Here is a 15,350-nt window from a genome sequence, read left to right on the forward strand (position 1 = left end):
GGTTGAGTGAGCGCTATGCATTCTGTGTTGAGCCGACTGGATTTGAACCTGCTACGCATCTTCGATGCCCTGTACCGCCACGCCACAGTGGCCGCTGCGGCGCAAGAAGTCTCGCTCAGTGCATCGGCGTTCAGTCACGCTCTGGCGCGGCTGCGCGAGGCGCTGGGCGATGAACTGTTCATTCGTCAGGGTAATCGCATGCGTCCTACGCAGCGGGCTGAGCAGCTTGCCAGCGTCGTTGCGCTGAGCCTGGCCACGTTAAGCGATGAGCTCGAACAGTGGGCGCCGTTCGAGCCGCTGACCAGCGAGCGGGTGTTTACCTTTGCCGCCACCGACTACACCGCCTTGCAACTGTTGCCTGGGTTGCTGGCGCGGCTGCAGCACTGCGCGCCACGCTTGCGGCTCAAGGTTGTGCACGCCGAGCGCAAGATCTGCATCGAAGACCTGGCGTGTGGGCGGATCGATTTCGCCCTTGGTTATGGCGAGGAGCGTGACAGCCTGCCGCCGGGTATCGACTGCGAAGACTGGTCGAGCGGGGAGTACGTGGTGATCGCCCGGCGCGGCCATCCAAGGATCGGTAACAGCCTGGACCTGGCGACGTATCTGGCCGAGCGGCATGTGGTGGTGACACCGTGGGGCGAGAGCTGCGGGGTGGTGGATCTGGTCCTGCAAAGTATGGGCTTGCAGCGCGATGTGGCCTTGCAGATTCCGGCGGTGCTGGTCGGGCCATTCATCATCGGCGGCAGCGATCTGATCATGACCCTGGCCGGGCACGCCGCGCGCCAACTCGCGCCGGCGGCAGATATCGTGCAGTTTGCGCCACCGTTTCCGATCAAACCCTACGTGCTGCGGCTCTACAGCCACCGCAAGTATGCGCGTAGTGACGCCCATGCCTGGATGGCGGGCCAGTTACTCACATTGTTTGCCGGGCTGCCGCCCGCTTGAGCGCGTGTTCAGCTCATGGAAATGATCGACAGCCCGAGCTTCTGACCGCCATCGTCCTGGTCGGCCAGCCAGACCACTTCGGTTTCAGCTTCCAGGCCTTTGAGGGCAGGGTGGTCAGAGTCGATCCGCACTTTCAACCTGTCACCGACCTGGAACGTGCGGGGCGCCTGTACCTGCATGCCACTGCTGGACAGGTCCAGGCATACGGCTGGAATGATCTGCCCGGCATGGATGATGCTGACGTCGGCATCGACGCGCATACGGATGAAATCCCGCTTCTCGGCATATCCCTGATCGATACGGCTCATGGTTTGTCCTAAGTTTTGGTTGCTGAACTAAGCGTTCTTATAACTCCCGGCGATTTGTGATGTAAAGACGTAAATCAAGCGTGGAAGTTCGCTTGAAACGCCCGGCGGATGGGAGTACCGTCTGCGCCTTGAAGGGCACCTCTGAAGCGTCGGCGTATTGTCGTCCAGAGTGGCTAGAAAGCGAATCCAGTAAGCAGCTCCGGCATGTACCGGGCCGCCTACCTCAACCTGATCTGGCGCCGTTTGCCCACATGCCTAAAACCAGTGCAACGCTGCTGATTATCGATGACGACGAGGTCGTGCGTGCGAGTATCGCCGCCTACCTGGAAGACAGTGGTTTCAATGTCCTGCAGGCCATCAATGGCCAGCAGGGTGTCGAGATTTTCGAGCAGGAAAACCCCGACCTGATCATTTGCGATCTGCGCATGCCCCAGATGGGCGGCCTCGAGCTGATCCGCAAGGTCACTGCTAGCTCGCCACAAATGCCGGTGATCGTGGTCTCTGGTGCCGGTGTCATGAGCGACGCCGTCGAGGCTTTGCGCCTGGGCGCTGCCGATTACCTGATCAAACCCCTCGAAGACCTCGCAGTGCTTGAGCACTCGGTGCATCGCGCCCTTGATCGCGCGCGCCTGGAGCAGGAAAACCGGCTCTACCGGGAAAAGCTCGAAACCGCCAATCGCGAGCTTGAAGCGAGCCTGCACCTGCTGCAGGAAGATCAGGATGCCGGTCGGCAAGTGCAGATGAACATGCTGCCAACCAGTCCCTGGTCCACCGAGCAGTTCAGCTTCGCCCACCAGATCATTCCGTCCCTGTATCTGTCGGGTGACTTCGTTGACTATTTTCGGGTCGACGAGCGCCGTGTGGCGTTCTACCTGGCGGACGTCTCGGGTCATGGCGCGTCATCGGCGTTCATTACCGTGCTGCTGAAGTTCATGACCACGCGGTTGCTGTTCGAGTCCAAGCGGGGGGGGACCCTGCCTGAGTTCAAGCCTTCCGATGTGCTGGGGCATATCAATCGCGGGCTGATCAGCTGCAAGCTGGGCAAACACGTAACCATGGTGGGCGGGGTGATTGATGAGCAGGCGGGCACGCTGACCTATTCGGTGGGCGGTCATTTACCGCTGCCGGTATTGTTCAGCGAAGGTCAGGGCCGTTATCTTGAGGGCCGCGGCCTGCCGGTAGGTTTGTTTCAGGAAGCCACCTATCAGGATCACGTCCTGGAGTTACCCGAGGCGTTCAGCCTGACCCTGTTGTCTGATGGCATACTGGATCTGCTGCCCGGTGATACACTCAAGGAGAAAGAAGCTGCCTTGCCAGAGTTGGTCAAGACGGCGGGCGGCAGCCTGGATGGTCTGCGTCAGGTTTTCGAATTGGCTACGCTAGGGGAGATGCCGGATGATATCGCCTTGTTAGTGTTGAGCAGGAATCTTTGATGAGTACCGGTAGAATCCAGTTCGCCGAGCAAGAAGGCACCTTCGTTCTCAAGTTCGTCGGTGAAGTACGTCTGACCTTGTGCTCGGCCTTGGATGCGACGATCGAGCGGATCTTCACCGCGCTGAATTTCTCGGCCATCGTGATCGATCTGACCGAAACGCGCAGCATTGACAGCACCACATTGGGCCTGCTGGCCAAACTCTCGATATTGTCGCGGCAGAAGGTCGGGCTATTGCCAACCCTGGTGACCACCCACGAAGACATCACTCGGCTGCTGCAGTCGATGGGCTTCGATCAGGTGTTCAATATTGTCGATCACCCGGTCCCGTGCCCGGAGTGCCTGACTGACTTGCCCTCCCAGGATCAGGGTGAGGAAGTGGTCAAGGCCAAGGTGCTGGAAGCGCACAAGATTCTGATGGGTCTCAACGAGTCCAATCGTGAAGCGTTTCACGACCTGGTCAATGCCCTGGAGGGGCAGCGCTAGTTTTTGGCGGGCGTTAGCTGACGTCAGCAAAGAAGGGGCGATACCTGCGCAGGTATCGCCCTTTTTTGTATCAGGCCTTTGCCGAAAGCAGGGCTTCGAGCTTTTCCTGATCGCGGGCAAACTGACGAATGCCTTCGGCCAGCTTCTCGGTGGCCATTGCATCCTCGTTGGACAGCCAGCGGAATTGTTTCTCGCTCAGGCTCAGACGCTCTTCACCGGCCTGGCCGGGCGCCAATTGCCGGGTCAGGCTGCCTTGGTCTTCATCCAGCTGTTTGAGCAGATCGGGACTGATGGTCAGGCGATCACAGCCTGCCAGCTGTTCGATCTGACCGATATTGCGAAAGCTCGCACCCATCACCACCGTGTTGTAGCCATTGGCCTTGTAGTAGTTGTAGATGCGCGTCACTGACTGCACGCCAGGGTCTTGGGCGCCGGTGTATTCCTGCCCGGTGGATTTCTTGTACCAGTCGTAGATACGCCCCACGAACGGCGAAATCAGAAATACTCCGGCTTCAGCGCAGGCAACTGCCTGGGCGAAGGAGAACAGCAGGGTCAGGTTGGTCTGGATACCGTCTTTTTCCAGCTTCTCGGCAGCGCGGATGCCTTCCCAGGTCGAAGCCAGTTTGATCAGGATGCGATCACGGCCCACGCCTGCCTCTTCATACAGGCCGATCAGGCGCTGACCGCGCTCGATCATGGCTTGGGTGTCGAATGACAGCCGCGCGTCCACTTCTGTGGACACGCGGCCAGGAACGACGTCAAGGATCTTGCGGCCGATGGCCACGGCAAAGCGGTCGCTGGCCAGGCCAATATCACCCTGACTACCGCTGAAGGCCTCGGCCAGCAGCGCAGCATTGCTCTCGTTAGAGGCCGCCTTGAGCAGCAACGAGGGGTTGGTGGTTGCATCCACTGGCTTGAGACGGGCGATGGCGTCGAAATCGCCGGTATCGGCCACAACAGTGGTGAATGCTTTGAGTTGTTCCAGCTTGGAAGTCATGAGTGTGCTCTGTCCTGTGCGATGCGATGACATTACCCGAGCCTAGTCGACCGCTCAAGACGGCCGGGCTAAAACAGCCCGTGTGGGTTAGCGGTGATTTTTCATGGCCGCAGGGTATGTGAATTAGGGAAGGCTGAATGAGTTGGAGTGTCATTCAGTGAGCTTGTTCCAAATGATCTGCAGGTGGTTGCCGGGCATCAATCAGTGTCAGTGCCATCCACTCACTGTGGCCCGAGGCGCAGGTTGAGCTTTTCAGAGAGCCATCATGAAAATGACGGTGCGGGCTGGTAGCAGCCCGGCTGGTTCGGTGGGCTGGCATCGCACCTGACGGTGTAGCCGTTTTCGCCAATCTCTCGTCCGCCTTCGCCAGTGCCTCGTTCGCTGTACGACGAGCAGCCGGCCAGAAGCACTGTCAGTGCCAGGTATCCTGTTTTCATTGCCAATCCCTTTTAACCGAAACGTCCGGACTTTAGCACGCCTGGCGGCGGCACGTGCTTGTAGCCACTGATGGTCTCGGGTAGTGATCTGCATTTAATAAAATCACATATCGTGATTGATTGAATTCACGAAAGGTGATTAATTGCATGTGGATTTTGCAATTCTGCTGATTGCTCAGCCCCGGTCGAAAAGGGCTTAAGCCAAGGAGCAGCCTTGCATTGCAATCAGATACGACTTTCGATTGGGGACATCACATGAACTACAGCAGCGTATTGAGCGCCGTCATTGCCGCCCTGGCCGCCGAGACCCGGGATAACACCAGCAAGCAGGCGTGGCAAAAACTGTACAACGCCGACGCCACCGGGCAGGCCGATGCCTGCGTGCTGGGCGGTGAGCGCTTTGCCGGTATCGATCCTGCGCAGATAGCGTGCTGGATGCATGCGCGTCTGCGCACACAGTTGGCGCCTTGCCATTGGCGGGTGCTGCAAGCCCGGTATGGCACGCACAAGGCCCGCAAGGTCGAAGCCATCAGCGCATTGATCGCTCAAGTCAACTGCGCAGCGCCACGGCTGTTTGTCTACAAGGCGGTAACAGCCTGGGCGATTCCGCCGCTCAAGGGGCTCAAGGCCGGCTCTCAAGGGGTGCGGCGTTCCACTGACATCATTGTTTTGCCGGACGGGTTCTACGACATCAGCACTTGGGATACCCAAGGTTTGAGCCGCACCACCTACTGGCGTTGGAAAAAATCTGTGGAAGCCACACTGGATCAGTGGGTGGGTGAGGCTCTGGCACAGGCAGAAACTGTTTTATTGCATGAGGGCATTTTATTTTCAAAAACAGCTTGATTTGTTTGCAACAAAGCAATATTGTTTTCTCCATCATGTGATCACTGCGACCGACAACCCGGTTGTGCAAATCACCAGAACCCGGCCATCGAGCCGGGTTTTTTGCGTCTGCAGGTTCGACCGGGCAACCCGTTGCCCATTTCATTGACATATTTGAACTGGAGGTCCGGAGATGGAGTTTCTTCATCGCCTGTTCGACAAGGCCGAATGGGCGTTGGCCGGGCTGATCGGCGCCGTGGTCGCCAGTTGGTGGCACAAGGACGACCTGACCAGCCTGCGCGCCTGGGTCATCTTTCTGGTAACCGGCGTGGCCTGCGCGCTGTATCTCACCGGCATGCTCAGCGACTATCTGGGCGTAACCGAGCCAAACAACGTTGTCGGCGTCGGCTTTTTGCTTGGCAGCTTCGGCGGCGCAGCCATGGCCGCCATCCACCGGGCGATCAAGGCTGCTGACCTGTGGGCACTGATTCGTCAGAAGTTCGGCGGCGGTAACCGCTAAGAGGGTGTTTACAAAATAGGCGAACGAAGGCAAGACAAGGCGAAATCGGGCGAAAAAGCGCAGTGTACATAAGTACATGAGCATTTTTAGGTCGATTTCAACGCCGTATTGCCGAGTGCAGCCATGTTGTAGACACCCTCTAAGTCCAGCCCAACCCTTTCATCTGCAACACCCACCCGTACCCGCCTTCGAGCGGGTTTTTTCGTTATATGGAGAGTGAAACATGAGCAAAATGGCCAACGGCTCCGCCATCGAGACCTACTACATCGAAGAAGTGAGCGGCGCGATTGCGGCCAATCCGGCCTGGAAGCCGATCCGCTTCGTCAGCTCCGGGCTGACCCCGAACATCAACCAGATCGACACCGCCGAAATGAACCAGTCCCGCCAGCGTCCGCCCAGCCGTGGCGGTACCTACAGCGTGGCCGGCGATATCGCGGTGGAGCTGTCCTTCGCCAGCTTCGATGACCTGATCCAGTCGTCTGTTATCTGGAGATCAATGAATGTCCCATATTCAACTGAGCAACACCGCACGTGCGCCTCCGCGCATACGTGTGCCCAAAAAAGCATCTGCTGGCTGTAATGGCCAAAGCAATCGATCACGCACCCGACTGGCGCTATAGTGGCACTTCTGACGACCCATCTTCATGTGCAGGACCAGCCCTATCCCCGAACTCGCCAGTCTGTTTGCCTTCGCGCTCATTTGTCTGGTGATGGTGCTGACGCCCGGTCCGAACATGGTCTATATGTTCTGCGCCGCGCTGGGGATCACCGCATTGGTCATGGCGGTGCCTTATGTCTACGACGCTTTGCGTCTGGCGGGAGCCCTGTATCTGTTGTACCTGGCCTGGCAATCGGTCAGGCCAGGCGGCCGGTCGCCGTTTCAGGTCCGTGACCTGCCTAAAGACAGCCCGCGCAAGCTGTTCATGATGGGGTTCATCACCAGCCTGCTCAATCCCAAGATTGCCGTAATGTACTTGTCGTTGTTGCCGCAGTTCATCGCGCCTGAAGGCCATGGCAGTGTGCTGGCGCACTCGTTGATCCTGGGCACTACCCAGATCATAGTCAGCGTCAGCATCAACGCGCTGATCGTGTTTATGGCCGGTGCCATTGCGGTTTTCCTTGGCGAGCGTCCGCTATGGCAGGTGCTGCAACGCTGGCTGATGGGCACGGTTCTGGCCGGCCTGGCTGTGAGGATGCTGGCAGAGGGGCGGCGCTGAGTGGTGGTGAGGTAGAGTCTCATGTGCTCTGCGACTTCCTGTTAAACTATGCACCTTTCGTCAGGTGTCGTTTACGTCGCCTGATCTCGCTTTCTGACGTGCCGAACTGCAACCGTGACTATCCAGCCCGATACCGCCGCTTCTCTCAAACCCACCAAGCCCGACCCCTCCCGCCGCTTCTCGGTGGCGCCGATGATGGATTGGACGGATCGCCATTGCCGGTACTTCCTGCGCCTGCTCTCCAAACACACCTTGCTCTACACCGAAATGGTCACTACCGGTGCGGTGTTGTTCGGTGATCGCGAGCGATTTCTCGGTCATCACGAATCCGAACACCCGTTGGCCCTGCAACTGGGCGGCAGCAATCCGGCGGATCTGGCGGCTTGTGCACGTCTGGCCGAAGCGGCGGGGTATGACGAGGTCAACCTGAACGTCGGTTGCCCCAGCGACCGGGTGCAGAACAACATGATCGGCGCCTGCCTGATGGGCCATCCGGCACTGGTCAGTGATTGCGTGAAGGCCATGCAGGATGCCGTGGCGATTCCGGTTACGGTCAAGCACCGGATTGGTATCAATGGTCGTGACAGTTATGAGCAACTGTGCGATTTCGTCGGCCAGGTGCGTGAGGCGGGGTGCCGCAGTTTTACCGTGCATGCGCGGATTGCGATTCTCGAAGGGCTGTCGCCCAAGGAGAACCGCGAGGTTCCGCCGCTGCGCTACGACGTGGCTGCGCAATTGAAGACTGATTTTCCAGACCTGGAAATCATCCTCAATGGCGGTATCAAGACTCTGGAAGACTGCCATGTGCACTTGCAGACCTTTGACGGCGTGATGCTGGGGCGTGAGGCTTACCATAACCCTTATCTGCTGGCCGAGGTCGATAGCCAGCTGTTTGGTGTGCAGCAGGCGCCCATCAGCCGCGCCGAGGCCATGGCGGCGTTGCGCCCTTATGTGGTCGATTATCTTGGGCGCGGTGGCAACATGCACCATATCACCCGCCACATCCTGGGCCTGGCGGTGGGTTTTCCGGGGGCGCGGCGTTTCCGGCAGATTCTCTCTACCGATATCCAGAAAGCCGAACAGCCACTGGCGCTGTTTGATCAGGCGGCGCAGATTCTGGAAGGGCGTTAACCATGTAAGCCCGGTGTCGTCTTGTTGAGGCGGCACTGGGAAAACCGATTTACGCGCATGTACCAGCCGTTCATTTAATACCACCCCTTAAGCTTGCGCGGCTCAGGATTTCATCCCTGCCTGAGTGCGCCCGGTAATCAAGTGGGGTGGGCCGGTAATCACTATATTTCACCCGCTGTTGTCCTGGATCAAGGCGGCGCCGGAACGCGCTGGCTGCTGGTCGGGCATGGGGCTATGTTCAATACATACCCACTTGCAGGAGAGCAGTCATGCACAAGGTTCTGGTTCCTTTCGATGGTTCGGCTCACGCCCGGCATGCGCTGGACTATGTGATCAATCTGGCAGGCCAGGTCGCCCGGCCGCTGGAAGTCCATGTGCTCAACGTTCAGTCCAGCCCGATGGCTTATGGCGATTATCTGGCGCCGGACATGATCGAAGGTGTGCGGGCCGGTTTGATCAATGAGGCCATGGGCGTGCTGAACAAAGCCAGTGCGCAGCTTGATGCCAGCGGCATCGCCCATGAGGTGCATGTCGATATGGGTAATGTCGCCGAGCAGATTGCCGATGCGGTCAAGAAGCTCGGGTGTGACACTGTGGTGATGGGCACTCGTGGGCTGGGCAGCTTCGGCGGTTTGCTGTTGGGCTCGGTGGCCAACCGGGTGATCCATGATGTCTCGGTCCCGGTGGTACTGATCAAGTAGTCATTGCGCTCACTGCTGCACCGGCGTGCTGCGCGGGTGCAGCAGTTCGATGTTTTCTGCTGGTATCAACTGGCGCAGGGTTTTGTACAGCGCCCGGGTTTCCAGCAGGTTCCAGATCCGCAGCATGGTTTCCAGGGCATCGAGCGGTTTACTGATGAAGTCCCGGGCGCCGAGGGCCAGGGCGCGCAAGCGTGTATCGCGGGTCGCATCGGCGGTCAGGACCAGAATCGGCAGGTAGTGATTGGCCGGAATGCGCCGATTCAGCTGTTCCAGCACCGCGAAGCCGTCGAACTCCGGCATGTGCAGGTCGAGTATCACCAGGTCGGGCTCAAAACTGTTGAACAGGTCCAGGGTGCGAAGCGGTTCGGTGCTGCTCAGCACGTTGCGCAGGCCTTCACGCGCGAGTAACTGTTCCATCAGATCGAGGTTGGGACGTTGATCGTCGATGATCAGAATTCGGAAATCTCCGTTCATGCAGGCTCCGGTAGATACTGGTCCAGGTGATCGAGAAACGCCGGGATGTGCAGCGGCTTGGTGAGAATCGCGCTGGCACCGGCGGCACGCAAGGCGCTTTGGGTCAGGTCGCTGGCATCAGCGGTCATCATCAGCACCGGCACATTGGCCGTGGCCGCCGACTGGCGCAGCCGCTGCAGAACTTCCAGGCCCTGCAGGTCAGGCAGGTTAACGTCCAGCAGGATCAGGTCCGGTGCATGCTGGCGTGCCAGGTCCAAGCCCAACTGGCCGAGCATGCTCGACAGCAACTGGATGCCGGGGCGGCGTTGCAGCAGGGTTTCGATCAACGCCATGCTCGACAGATTGTCTTCAATGCACAGTACCTTGCCGCGCACCGTTACGGCAGTCGGTGTCGGTGCTTCCTGACGCTGGGCGGGTGGCTGTTCGATGGTGCGCTGCGGCGCTACTTGAGCGGCAGGCAGTTGCACAATGAAGCTGCAACCCTGGCCTGGCCGGTTGTTTACCTGCAGATCGCCTTGCATGGCTTGCAGCAGATTGCGGCTCAGCGCCAGGCCCAGACCGGTGCCTTCTACATTAGGGTCGTTACTCAGGCGTTCGAAGGGTTTGAACAGGCGATCCAGCCGCTCGACGGGAATGCCCGTGCCGGTGTCGTGGACGGTTATCGTCATGCAGCCGGGTTGTTGCGCCACCGTGATCCACACCCGACCGGCGCTGCGGTTGTATTTGATGGCATTGGATAACAGGTTGAGCAGCACTTGAATCAGGCGTTGCCGGTCTGCTGTCACACCCCAGTCCCGAGGCAGCGCCGGTGGCTCGCTCAGCTCGATCCCGGCGTCGCTTGCCATGGGCCAGACCAGGCTCAGCGCTTCCTGCAACACCTCGGTCAGGGCAACGGGTTCAGGGTTGAGGGGCAGGCGTCCGGCTTCGATGCGGGCAATGTCGAGAATCTCGTTGATCAGGGTCAGCAGATGCTGGCCGGCACGCAGGATATGCCCGACCTGAGCGCGGTGCGCGGGGCTGGCATCCATGTCCAGCAGCTGCGCGAACCCAAGGATCGAGTTGAGTGGCGTGCGCAGCTCATGGCTCATCCGCGATAAAAACTCGCTTTTGGCCCGGCTGGCACTTTCTGCTTCCTCACGGGCCGTGCGCAGGGCAATTTCAGCGCTGCGCCGGTCGGTGATATCACGGGTTATCTTCGAGAACCCGCGTAGCACACCGCTGCCATCGTATTGGGCGGTGATCACCACGCTGGCCCAGAAACGGCTGCCGTCCTGGCGGCAGCGCCAGCCTTCTTCCATGTAGTGGCCTTGGCGGGTGGCTTCGTTCAAGGCCATGGCCGGGTGATGCGGACGCTCCTCGGGCAGATAGAACAGCGAGAAGTGGCGACCGAGGATCTCCTGCTCGGTGTAGCCCTTGATGCGCTCGGCGCCGGCGTTCCAGCTGGTGACCCGGCCTTTGGTGTCCAGCGCGAAGATTCCGTAGTCCTTGACCCCGTCGATGATCAGGCGCAAGCGTTCTTCGTTGTCACGCAAGGCGCGTTCACGCTCGGCCAGTAACTGCCCGGCTTCCACCAGGCGGCTACCCAACTGGCCAATTTCATCGTTTTCAGGGGGCTGCGGATGCAGCGGTTGGCCGAGCGCCAGGCGCTGGGCATTGCCTTGAACCTGCTGGACCCGGATGACGATACCGCGCGACAGTAACAGCACCGCGACAATCGCGCCGAACAGGCCGCAGCCGGCCGCCAACAAGGTCGACAGCAACAGCCGTTGGCGGGTGGCAGCCGCGTCGGCGGTGCGCTCGTCGAGCAGGGTGTCCTCGCGGGTACGCATCAGGCTGATGCGTTCGCGCAGCTCGTCGAGGATGTGCTTGTTCTCAACCAGAATGGCGGCAACGGCCTGGCCGTCGGCATCGTTGAGAGTGCGCAGCAAGGCCAGGCCCTCAACCTTGGTCTGGATCAGCGGCTCGATGGCTTCAAGGTGGGCGCGGATCTGCGCATCGCGCACGTTCTGATCGAGCCGTTGCAAGGCGGCGTCTATCAGCGCTTCGGCACGCAGGTAAACCGGCAGAAAGTCTTCGCGGCGGGTCAGCAGGTAGCCGCGTACGCTGGCGGCGGCTTCGGCCAGTTGGGTGTGCACGGTCTGGATATCGCCCTGCACCAGCAGCACCCGGCGTACGTCTTCTTCGGCGCGGGCGGTCTGGCGTTCGGTGGTGTAGATCAGCACCAGTGAACAGAGCAGCAGCACCAGCGGCAGGGAAATCGCCACCAGCGCCTTGCCGCGCAAGGGCAGGTCGGCCCAGCGACTGGCCGGGCTCTGTTTGGCCGCAGCAGGCGGTTTTATGTCCATTGGCTGGGCACCAGGCCGAGCGCGACACCGCGCACCGCCGCTTGGGTGCGGTCAGCCGCACCGAGTTTGCCGATCACCCGCTCGACGTGGGCTTTGGCCGTGCCGGTGGTGATGCCCAGGCGTTCGCCGATTTCCCGGTTGCTGCAGCCGCCGGCCACCAGTTCAAGCACCTGACGCTCACGGGCGGTGAGGGTTTCGAGCGTCGGAGCGGCCTGTGCGCCGCGCTCGGCCATGCGCCGCAACAAGCGGGCGCTGACCGCCCCATTGAGGGCTTCTTCACCACGGGCGACCCGCTGCAGGCTGGCAATCACCTCATCACGGCTGGCGTCCTTGAGCAGATACCCCACTGCGCCGGCAGTAATCGCCGCTTCAAGATGATCAATGCTGTCGTCCATGGTGAAAATCACCACCTTCAGCGCAGGCATGCGTTGTTGCAGCAGGCGCGCTGCCCCCAATCCATTGAGCACCGGCATGCGAATGTCGAGGATGGCAATGTCTGGTTGCAAGGCTTCGCACAGGGCTACGGCCTGCTGGCCATCACTGGCCTGGCCCACCACATCAAACTCCGGGTGCCCGGCCAGCAGCGCGACGAAACCGGTGCGGGTGACTTCGTGGTCGTCGGCCAGGACCAGGCGCAGGGGTGCAGTCATGAGTTTGCCTTGTTGTGATGGGTTAACGGAACAATGGCGCGTAATCGGGTGCCGCCCGCCGGGCGACTGATACAGCTGAAGCGCCCGCCCAGCAGGCCGGCGCGCTCCTGCATTGCCACCAGGCCCAGCGACTGACCGCTCGCTGGCAGGTTGCTGTCGAAGCCACGACCGTCGTCTTCAAGCAGCAGTGCGACATGGCTCTGGTGCAGCTCCAGCTCCAGTTTGACGTTGGCGGCCCCGGCGTGCTTGAGGATATTGTTGATGCCTTCCTGGGCAATCCGAAACAGCGCGATCTCTACATGGCTGGGCAGGCGCGAAAGTGAGCGGGAAAACCAGTGCACGGTGATGCCGGCCTCGCGCAGCCGGTCGACTTCCTTGTCCACCGCCTGGAACAGGCCGAAGTCGTCCAGCACGCTGGGGCGCAGGCCGCCAATCAGGCGCCGGCCTTCGCCCACGCAATGCTGGGCCAGATCGAGAATGGCCTGCAGATCGTCGTCCAGCGGCGCGTTCAGCGGTGGGCAGCGCCCGGCAAAACCTTGCAGACGCTGATGCAGGCCGGCCAGGGTCTGGGCCAGGCCGTCGTGCAGGTCATAGGCGACCCGCTTGCGCTCATCCTCCTGGGCACTGAACAGCCGATTAACCAGCTCGGACATGCTGCGTTCGCGCACGATCAGCGTCTGCAGCAGGCGGCTGTTCTCCAGATGCGCAGCCAGCAAGGTAGCCAGCAGATGCAGCGATTCGATGTCTTCGCTGTCGGGGGCACCAATCGGTACGCTGTTGGCCAGCAACAGCATGCCGAACGGGCGGTCATCGGCGCCGCGCAACGGCAGGCACAGGACGTTGGGCAGGGCACTGTCGAGTCGCTCCAGCCAGCGCGGTTCCTTGGCTGAAGTATCGGCCTGGCCGGCCAGCTCGCTCAGCTGTTCCTGATTGCCCACGCTGGCAGTGGGTTGCACGGCCTCTTCAACATCCCATTCCAGCAACAGGCCGTGATCCATGGCGACAAACGCACAGGCGCGCTGGACCACTTGCTGGCGCATGGCCTGCGGAGCCAGCCGGGTCAGCTCCCTGCCGGTGTCGACCAGCAGGCGCAGTCGTGCGGCGCGGCTTTGTGACTGGCGATACTGGGTACGGATTGCCAGGGCGCTGGCGGGGTCATGGGCTGAACTGTGCATGCAGAAGGCTCCGGAGGGGCGCCCGCCCGGGCGCCAGAGTGCTATTAGAACCCGGCTGGCAGGGTATTGCCCATCTGCCGAATGGCATAGGCAAATAACCCCGGTTGGCCGATGGCTGGCTCAGCGCGGCGCGGCAAAGTACAGCCCATACCAACCCGCAGGAATCACCGCGATGAAACTGAAAACTACTGTCCTGGCTCTGACCCTCGCCCTTGGCGCACCCTGGGTGTCTGCCGCTGACCCGATTGCTCCTTATGTGTACCGTACGGTGGCCGAGTTGCCGAGCAATGCCAAAGAGCGTGAGATCGCCAGCCTGTTCGATCAGTGGAACGCGGCCTTGAAGACCGGCAGCGCCCAGCAGGTGGTCAGCCTGTATGCCCCGGATGCGGTGTTGCAGCCGACCGTGTCCAACCAGGTGCGCAATACCCCGGCATTGATCACTGACTACTTCGAGCACTTCCTGGCGCTCAAGCCGGTTGGCCGTATCAACTATCGGGAAGTGCGCCAACTGGGCAATGATGCGGCGATGGACAGCGGGGTCTACACCTTCACCCTGACCGACGCCAACGGCAAGACCCGTGACGTGCAGGCCCGCTACACCTTCCTGTACGAAAAAGTCGGCGGCCAGTGGAAGATCCTCAACCACCACTCATCGGCCATGCCGGAGCCGCAGCCAGTGATGCACGCCAGCAAGTAAGGCAAAAAAAACGGGCGGCTCGCACAGCGAACCGCCCGTTGGCTTTTCAGTGCAGCGGTTCAGCCTTTGGTCAGCGCCTTGATGAGCTGTTCTACATCGCTCTGCAGCCCGGTCAGTGGATCTTCGGCTTCATTACCGAGCACCAGCAATTGACTGCCGGCGGCACTGATCGCCGCCTTGACGGCCTCTGGTGGCTCACGATGGTCAAGCACCACCGCCACCTCATTGTCCTTGAGTGTTGTGCTCAGGGTGTTCAGGGCCGCAGGCGTCCATTGGTCGTCAGCCAGCACCTGGCGGCCGACCTGCTCAAGGTTCAGGCCGCTGATCAGGTAGCCCAGCCGTTCGGAAAGGCTGACCACCGCCACACTGTCGGCCTGGGCCAGGCGTTTTTCGCTGTCGGCACTGAGTTTCAGTAGCTGCTGCTTGAGGCCTGCCAGATTGCTGTCGATCTTCGCCTTTGCCTCGGGTGCCAGGCGCACCAGGTCGGCGGCCAGTACGTCGGCCATGCGCCCGAGGTTGTGGCTGGCCAGCCACGGCTGGCTGTTCAGGCCATCGGTGCTGTCGCCGGGTTGCAGGGCCACGCCGGGCAGGGCGCCGTCCACCGGGCGCGCCGCATCGATCTCGACGATGCGGATATTGCTGCGTCGGGCGTGGGTGTACAGCGGGTCTTCAGTCCAGATCGAGCGCAGGCCGATCACTGCATCGGCCTGGTTGGCCAGCTTATGTAGAGCCTCGGCGCCGCGACCGCTGAAGTAGGCGCTTTGCCGCGAGCCGGGCAGGTTGGCGGCGGCGGCGCGCTCCAGCACCACGCCGCTGTCTTTGAGCAGCAACTGACCGAGGCCGTAGGTGATGGGCAGGCTCGCCAGCACCCGCACCGGCTTGGCGGCCTGCTGCTGGGCCGGTGGCGGCGTAGCGGCCAGCAGGTGAGGGCTGAACAGACCGCCAAGCGGCAGTGCCAGGCTGATTGCGAGGCTGATTGCGGGGCTAAGGGTACGCAGGTTGGGCAGGTG

At 61.0% G+C, this 15,350-nt stretch carries 18 protein-coding genes; 10 read left to right on the plus strand and 8 right to left on the minus strand.

What is annotated here, in order from left to right; all coding sequences use genetic code 11:
* Window positions 1–15 precede the first annotated feature (15 nt).
* Complete coding sequence (locus PSCI_RS19030) at window positions 16–945, plus strand: LysR family transcriptional regulator (RefSeq protein ID WP_045490033.1); 930 nt, start codon at window positions 16–18, stop codon at window positions 943–945.
* Window positions 946–953: 8 nt separating this feature from the next.
* Here PSCI_RS19030 and PSCI_RS19035 read toward each other — a convergent pair whose 3' ends face one another.
* A complete protein-coding gene (locus tag PSCI_RS19035) occupies window positions 954–1,253 on the minus strand; it encodes a PilZ domain-containing protein (RefSeq protein WP_045490035.1) in 300 nt (99 codons plus the stop codon).
* 251 nt (window positions 1,254–1,504) lie between these two features.
* Here PSCI_RS19035 and rssB point away from each other — a divergent pair, with 251 nt between their 5' ends.
* Window positions 1,505–2,686, plus strand: coding sequence for a two-component system response regulator RssB (gene rssB / locus PSCI_RS19040; protein ID WP_045490037.1), 1,182 nt, complete (start codon window positions 1,505–1,507; stop codon window positions 2,684–2,686).
* The gene (gene rssC, locus PSCI_RS19045; protein WP_045490038.1) at window positions 2,686–3,171 is read left to right on the plus strand and encodes an anti-sigma factor antagonist RssC; all 486 of its coding nucleotides are present in this window, start codon (window positions 2,686–2,688) and stop codon (window positions 3,169–3,171) included. Before rssB ends, rssC begins: the two co-directional genes overlap by 1 nt.
* A 70-nt stretch (window positions 3,172–3,241) precedes the next feature.
* Here the strand turns inward: rssC and tal are convergent, their stop codons facing one another.
* Together tal and PSCI_RS29545 are read right to left on the minus strand one after the other, a co-directional pair.
* On the minus strand, window positions 3,242–4,168 hold the full coding sequence (gene tal / locus PSCI_RS19050) for a transaldolase (RefSeq protein WP_045490040.1): 927 nt from the start codon (window positions 4,166–4,168) through the stop codon (window positions 3,242–3,244).
* A 263-nt stretch (window positions 4,169–4,431) separates the two neighbouring features.
* On the minus strand, window positions 4,432–4,605 hold the full coding sequence (locus PSCI_RS29545) for a hypothetical protein (protein ID WP_173426692.1): 174 nt from the start codon (window positions 4,603–4,605) through the stop codon (window positions 4,432–4,434).
* A 255-nt stretch (window positions 4,606–4,860) separates the two neighbouring features.
* Between PSCI_RS29545 and PSCI_RS19055 the strand changes: the two genes are divergently transcribed.
* The 6 genes from PSCI_RS19055 to PSCI_RS19080 all read left to right on the plus strand — a co-directional run bounded on the left by PSCI_RS19055 (window position 4,861) and on the right by PSCI_RS19080 (window position 8,999).
* Window positions 4,861–5,451, plus strand: a complete 591-nt coding sequence (locus PSCI_RS19055) for a hypothetical protein (RefSeq protein WP_045490042.1) — start codon at window positions 4,861–4,863, stop codon at window positions 5,449–5,451.
* Window positions 5,452–5,623: 172 nt separating this feature from the next.
* Complete coding sequence (locus tag PSCI_RS19060) at window positions 5,624–5,950, plus strand: hypothetical protein (RefSeq protein ID WP_045490044.1); 327 nt, start codon at window positions 5,624–5,626, stop codon at window positions 5,948–5,950.
* 223 nt (window positions 5,951–6,173) lie between these two features.
* Window positions 6,174–6,530: a phage tail tube protein gene (locus PSCI_RS19065; protein WP_045490046.1), complete on the plus strand. Its 357-nt coding sequence runs from the start codon at window positions 6,174–6,176 to the stop codon at window positions 6,528–6,530.
* Between the two features lie 82 nt (window positions 6,531–6,612).
* Window positions 6,613–7,167, plus strand: coding sequence for a LysE family translocator (locus tag PSCI_RS19070; RefSeq protein ID WP_045494585.1), 555 nt, complete (start codon window positions 6,613–6,615; stop codon window positions 7,165–7,167).
* A 120-nt stretch (window positions 7,168–7,287) separates the two neighbouring features.
* Window positions 7,288–8,298: a tRNA dihydrouridine(20/20a) synthase DusA gene (gene dusA / locus PSCI_RS19075; protein ID WP_045494588.1), complete on the plus strand. Its 1,011-nt coding sequence runs from the start codon at window positions 7,288–7,290 to the stop codon at window positions 8,296–8,298.
* Window positions 8,299–8,567: 269 nt separating this feature from the next.
* A complete protein-coding gene (locus PSCI_RS19080; protein ID WP_045490048.1) occupies window positions 8,568–8,999 on the plus strand; it encodes a universal stress protein in 432 nt (143 codons plus the stop codon).
* 9 nt (window positions 9,000–9,008) lie between these two features.
* Here PSCI_RS19080 and PSCI_RS19085 read toward each other — a convergent pair whose 3' ends face one another.
* From PSCI_RS19085 to PSCI_RS19100, 4 genes are read right to left on the minus strand one after another with little or no spacing between them, the layout of a single operon-like run.
* Window positions 9,009–9,473 carry a response regulator gene (locus PSCI_RS19085; RefSeq protein ID WP_045490050.1) on the minus strand — a complete coding sequence of 155 codons (465 nt, stop codon included), beginning with the start codon at window positions 9,471–9,473 and terminating at the stop codon, window positions 9,009–9,011.
* Entirely contained in the window at window positions 9,470–11,818 is a 2,349-nt protein-coding gene (locus PSCI_RS19090; protein WP_045490052.1) for an ATP-binding protein, read from the minus strand. The genes PSCI_RS19085 and PSCI_RS19090 overlap by 4 nt, the downstream gene beginning before the upstream one ends.
* Complete coding sequence (locus PSCI_RS19095) at window positions 11,809–12,468, minus strand: response regulator (RefSeq protein ID WP_045490053.1); 660 nt, start codon at window positions 12,466–12,468, stop codon at window positions 11,809–11,811. The genes PSCI_RS19090 and PSCI_RS19095 overlap by 10 nt, the downstream gene beginning before the upstream one ends.
* Entirely contained in the window at window positions 12,465–13,643 is a 1,179-nt protein-coding gene (locus PSCI_RS19100) for a sensor histidine kinase (protein ID WP_045490054.1), read from the minus strand. Before PSCI_RS19100 ends, PSCI_RS19095 begins: the two co-directional genes overlap by 4 nt.
* A 172-nt stretch (window positions 13,644–13,815) precedes the next feature.
* On the opposite strand from PSCI_RS19100, the gene PSCI_RS19105 reads away from it, so the two are divergent.
* Window positions 13,816–14,340 (plus strand): SgcJ/EcaC family oxidoreductase, encoded by a 525-nt coding sequence (locus PSCI_RS19105; RefSeq protein ID WP_045490055.1) that lies wholly within the window; start codon window positions 13,816–13,818, stop codon window positions 14,338–14,340.
* Window positions 14,341–14,399: 59 nt separating this feature from the next.
* Here the strand turns inward: PSCI_RS19105 and PSCI_RS19110 are convergent, their stop codons facing one another.
* Window positions 14,400–15,347 (minus strand): metal ABC transporter solute-binding protein, Zn/Mn family, encoded by a 948-nt coding sequence (locus PSCI_RS19110; RefSeq protein ID WP_045494591.1) that lies wholly within the window; start codon window positions 15,345–15,347, stop codon window positions 14,400–14,402.
* Between the last annotated feature and the right edge of the window lie 3 nt (window positions 15,348–15,350).

Origin of the sequence: Pseudomonas sp. StFLB209, from assembly GCF_000829415.1 — a bacterium.
Classification (GTDB): domain Bacteria; phylum Pseudomonadota; class Gammaproteobacteria; order Pseudomonadales; family Pseudomonadaceae; genus Aquipseudomonas.

What these genes read in the sequence shown, in the direction of transcription:
- PSCI_RS19085 (WP_045490050.1), bottom strand. Translation starts at nt 9,473, where the DNA reads ATGAACGGAGATTTCCGAATTCTGATCATCGACGATCAACGTCCCAAC.
- PSCI_RS19030 (WP_045490033.1), top strand. Translation starts at nt 16, where the DNA reads ATGCATTCTGTGTTGAGCCGACTGGATTTGAACCTGCTACGCATCTTC.
- PSCI_RS19100 (WP_045490054.1), bottom strand. Translation starts at nt 13,643, where the DNA reads ATGCACAGTTCAGCCCATGACCCCGCCAGCGCCCTGGCAATCCGTACC.
- PSCI_RS19055 (WP_045490042.1), top strand. Translation starts at nt 4,861, where the DNA reads ATGAACTACAGCAGCGTATTGAGCGCCGTCATTGCCGCCCTGGCCGCC.
- PSCI_RS19065 (WP_045490046.1), top strand. Translation starts at nt 6,174, where the DNA reads ATGAGCAAAATGGCCAACGGCTCCGCCATCGAGACCTACTACATCGAA.
- PSCI_RS19080 (WP_045490048.1), top strand. Translation starts at nt 8,568, where the DNA reads ATGCACAAGGTTCTGGTTCCTTTCGATGGTTCGGCTCACGCCCGGCAT.
- PSCI_RS19090 (WP_045490052.1), bottom strand. Translation starts at nt 11,818, where the DNA reads ATGGACATAAAACCGCCTGCTGCGGCCAAACAGAGCCCGGCCAGTCGC.
- rssB (WP_045490037.1), top strand. Translation starts at nt 1,505, where the DNA reads ATGCCTAAAACCAGTGCAACGCTGCTGATTATCGATGACGACGAGGTC.
- PSCI_RS19105 (WP_045490055.1), top strand. Translation starts at nt 13,816, where the DNA reads ATGAAACTGAAAACTACTGTCCTGGCTCTGACCCTCGCCCTTGGCGCA.
- PSCI_RS19095 (WP_045490053.1), bottom strand. Translation starts at nt 12,468, where the DNA reads ATGACTGCACCCCTGCGCCTGGTCCTGGCCGACGACCACGAAGTCACC.
- PSCI_RS29545 (WP_173426692.1), bottom strand. Translation starts at nt 4,605, where the DNA reads ATGAAAACAGGATACCTGGCACTGACAGTGCTTCTGGCCGGCTGCTCG.
- rssC (WP_045490038.1), top strand. Translation starts at nt 2,686, where the DNA reads ATGAGTACCGGTAGAATCCAGTTCGCCGAGCAAGAAGGCACCTTCGTT.
- PSCI_RS19060 (WP_045490044.1), top strand. Translation starts at nt 5,624, where the DNA reads ATGGAGTTTCTTCATCGCCTGTTCGACAAGGCCGAATGGGCGTTGGCC.
- PSCI_RS19035 (WP_045490035.1), bottom strand. Translation starts at nt 1,253, where the DNA reads ATGAGCCGTATCGATCAGGGATATGCCGAGAAGCGGGATTTCATCCGT.
- tal (WP_045490040.1), bottom strand. Translation starts at nt 4,168, where the DNA reads ATGACTTCCAAGCTGGAACAACTCAAAGCATTCACCACTGTTGTGGCC.